The sequence below is a fragment of the Moorena sp. SIO3H5 genome, assembly GCF_010692395.1.
Classification (GTDB): domain Bacteria; phylum Cyanobacteriota; class Cyanobacteriia; order Cyanobacteriales; family Coleofasciculaceae; genus Moorena.
On the sequence record NZ_JAAHHS010000587.1, the window covers coordinates 1 to 3,579 of the forward strand.

Annotated in this window: 5 protein-coding genes; 2 read left to right on the plus strand and 3 right to left on the minus strand. The window is 48.1% G+C overall.

Annotated features, from left to right (window positions below):
- Positions 1-870 (plus strand): RNA polymerase sigma factor (locus F6K52_RS33980; protein WP_293089239.1); only part of this gene is annotated, 870 nt, incomplete at its 5' end.
- Positions 871-1,078: 208 nt separating this feature from the next.
- Here the strand turns inward: F6K52_RS33980 and F6K52_RS33985 are convergent.
- On the minus strand, positions 1,079-1,264 hold the full coding sequence (locus F6K52_RS33985) for a hypothetical protein (protein WP_293089241.1): 186 nt from the start codon (positions 1,262-1,264) through the stop codon (positions 1,079-1,081).
- A gap of 9 nt (positions 1,265-1,273) precedes the next feature.
- Here F6K52_RS33985 and F6K52_RS33990 point away from each other — a divergent pair, with 9 nt between their 5' ends.
- The gene (locus F6K52_RS33990) at positions 1,274-1,972 is read left to right on the plus strand and encodes a hypothetical protein (RefSeq protein ID WP_293089243.1); all 699 of its coding nucleotides are present in this window, start codon (positions 1,274-1,276) and stop codon (positions 1,970-1,972) included.
- 183 nt (positions 1,973-2,155) lie between these two features.
- Here F6K52_RS33990 and F6K52_RS33995 read toward each other — a convergent pair whose 3' ends face one another.
- Positions 2,156-2,497 carry a hypothetical protein gene (locus F6K52_RS33995; protein ID WP_293089246.1) on the minus strand — a complete coding sequence of 114 codons (342 nt, stop codon included), beginning with the start codon at positions 2,495-2,497 and terminating at the stop codon, positions 2,156-2,158.
- A 55-nt stretch (positions 2,498-2,552) separates the two neighbouring features.
- Complete coding sequence (locus tag F6K52_RS34000) at positions 2,553-3,536, minus strand: group II intron maturase-specific domain-containing protein (RefSeq protein ID WP_293089249.1); 984 nt, start codon at positions 3,534-3,536, stop codon at positions 2,553-2,555.
- Positions 3,537-3,579 lie beyond the last annotated feature (43 nt).

Genomic DNA, 3,579 nt, shown 5'->3' on the forward strand with positions numbered 1-3,579 from the left:
CTGGCTTGGTTGTATCAGGTAACTCGTAATTTTTGCATCGATATTATCCGTAAAGGTTCTCGTGCTGCTGTGGGTGTTGAAAGTATTGAATGGGTGGGGAATACTGAGGGAGTTACTACTACAGGAACAGTTGAATGTCCAGAGTCTGTTCTGGAGAGAGAAGAGATATCTGATCAGATACGAGGAGCGATCGCTGAGTTGCCGGAAAAGTATCGAGAGACCTTTATTTTGCATTTTTATCGGGAGCTTTCCTATAAAGAAATTGCCGAACAGCAAGGGAAATCTTATGATAATGTCTGCAAGCGGATATCTTTGGCGCGGAAACAGCTTAAACAGAGGTTGAGTGCCTATTTTCGAGAGTCGGAGTCGGAAGTAGGGGCAAACAGCCATTCCTCCCTACAGATTTCAGGGTCAAGTCAGTCTCCTACCCCTGAAGAAAATGGGGAAAAGCAGCAGCAGATAAGGTCGCAAGAGGATAAGAGTGTTTTGGAGACGGAGACTGTATCGGGTGAAAGTGAGATAGCAAAAGTTCAAGCATTTCCCAATAATAATGCTATATTTAGTTGCCATTCCATTAATCCATCAGGCGATCGCAATAATTCTTCCATCACAACCAGAGGCGGCAAGGTCGAGAATGTTCATAGTGTAGGAGAGTCAGATCGAGTACGGATAATTACGTACAATAAAACGATCCACGTGACACCCGAAAAATCTCTCGACTTTATCCTTTCCCCGCTCATTTTATTTACATGGATTCAACCGGACATTAGATTAAATGCGATCGTTTGGCGGAAAAGTGCTGATGAGGTTGATGTTAAAACAGCCCACCAACTTAGCAAAGGTCGGGTATGGTTTTTATGCCGAGTTTGAGCCAACGAGTGAGAAGGAAGGGAGGAGGAGGGTAGCCAGGGGGACAAAGGAAAAGTTGCGCCCGTTGTTTTTTTTCTGGAAGAACTTCAATCTTGTGTTGCTCTCGATCTGTTGGAGTCGCATTGCAGGGTCACATAACTGTCAAATCTTGGCAGACACGAGTACAAAACGTAGGCGCAAATAGTAGGTGCATCAGTCGAAGTGGTATTCACACTAGTTGATCCGTTCGCCCCAAAGGGATGATGGCAAAGTCCCCCTCATCGAAGCGAGGGAGCGTCGAGGTAGTCAGTGAGGAATCTTGAGGCACATAGTTCAGAAAAGCATGGTGAGGAGCGTCTAAGAAGTGGATAGCCGAAAACGGTGGAGGTGGACAGTCCACAACCACGGTATTCATTTTTTAGGCATGAAGCAAACAAGCGGGAGAAAAGGAATGGGACTGAATAGAGAAAAGACCTCGGTTGTCATGAGTCTGATTAAGGGGAAATGGGTTTATCGACGCCTCAATGAGTTAATATACGTGGTTGACTCCGAGGGCGAGGATGTATTTCTCAAGCACCCATGGCTGTGGTTAGCGGAAACCGTGAGAGACTCGAAAGTGAGAGTTGACGAGATACAGAATCCTGTGGATGATGGATTTAATCCGGCGGATGTGATGGTTGAATGGAAAAAGCTGATAGGGATAGAGATCCAAGCAACGAAGGACGGCCAAGTCCATCCCAAGTTCATATTCGACAAGGACTGGGCCGAGGAGAAATTCGTAGGGGTGATCAGTGTGAAGGGAGTTGAGGTAGCGCACAACACTCGAATGAAGTACATGGGCGATGTAACGCACATGACCGCGGAGCAGCTGCGAAAGGAATGGACAAAAGCACAGTTAGGGAAGAAGGCAGCTTGTCTGTTGTATCCCGAGGCGGACGATGTGGCGTTGAAGCTATCTTATGCCGTGGTCATCGAGGACCCCGCTCCGTTAGTCGCGTTCGTGGAGAACATGTATGAGAGCGAATACGGATTAGAGGAAGTGGATGCTTGGCCAAACGAGACGTGTGCGCTGGACAAGGAACATAACTTTTATTTCTATAACCGGGACATAATGTTGTACTAAGAAAAGGGCGGAGAGTGGCCCGCGGGTGTAGGTAAGCGGCGCCGTGGTATCGTGGTGTGCAGGGCACGGAGCGGGGGTGGGGTGCGGAAGCCGAAAGGGGTAATTGTGAAGGAAGGGCGAGTGAGGTGGGGTTCGCCGCCCCCGGTGGCGGGTGGATGGTACACAATTACTATCCCGTTCAGCTTAGGAAAAGTCGTCCTGAGAAAGGAAACGGAATCCAAGCAAAGCCGAGCGGTGAAAGAGAAGATGTTTGTGCCTAGCCGAAATCCCACCCTTCACCCATCGACACCAGCGTTGAAAATATACCTCAATACGCTCGTCGGGCGCACCTTGCTCATAAAGCCGACGCATATTTTCAACCATTCTTACCACCGTCTTCCGAGCGATACCCAGCCCCGCCGGCGATAACCAATAGCCCAGAAAATCAAAGCCCCTGGCAACTCTCCCGATGAAAGTTTTATCCGGATGTTTAACCACCCGTAACTCACTCATCACCTGGTTAGTTGCCTTGATGGCTTTTCTCAACTTCCACCGCGTCGGAGCCAGAATCACCCAGTCATGTTAAACTCAACCAGAGAAGTTACCCTCTTCGGTTGGTCTTCAAAACCGTGCTTGCGACTTTCACCGCACACGGCTCCTCTGGAGTATCTGGTTTACGTCCAATAGCATCTAGGGCTGTTTTGGAATCGTGGCAATGTCTATGGACTGCTTGGTAGTTAGCCATACAATCCTTACCGCCTTGGGCTTTTGGCTTGATGTGGTCGATTTCGATTAAATCTTCATGCCCAAAGGGTAGTCTGCAAATTGCGCATTTACCTTTTTGCAACTTAATGAGCTTGGCTAATGTTGTTGGCATCTGGGGATGTTTGCTCATACGGGCTGCCCAATATGGCGTTTCTCCATCAAAGGGTGACTTATCTCCCTTGACCTTGGAGTGACGCTCGATTGCTGTATCTGCATGACGAGCTAATTTGACTGGCCCGTCATGTAGTTCCCAATTTCTAGTGCCTTCAGGGGCAAAGTATTTATTCTTTACCCATGATTTGCTCTTTTGAGGATGCCGCCTTGTGGCCCATCGCCAGGAACGTTTCCAGATCAGGTTGTCTAATTCATCGAAGATTTCCTTAGCTACATTATGTTTGTGGTAATTACACCACCCCCGAATTATCGGATTTAGCTTGGATATCAGTGCTTTAACTGGCGCGGTCTTATGCCTGTCGAATACATCTTTGAGCTTGGCATATTGGGTTTTGACAGCTTTTTTGCTGGGCTTAATTAATGTTTTATACCCGCGTCCCCGATGTTTAGGATATTGCCGCACGTTGAACCCTAAGAAATCAAACCCAGGACTGTCTCCATCATGGTGATGGAGTGTGTGGGCAATTCGGGTTTTTTCTGGCTTCAGTTCAAGACCAATTGGTTGCAACCATTCTTCAATGACCGTTAAGGCTCCGAGTAGGACTTCGAGATTCTCATGAAGAAGGCGGGTAGGTAAGGAGCCTCGCGGCTCCGTTCCCCCCTCAGAACCGTACTTGCAAGGTTTCCAAGCATACGGCTCAAGCAAATCACACAGTCAACCGTGATGAATTTGTTGGTGACAGAAGAGG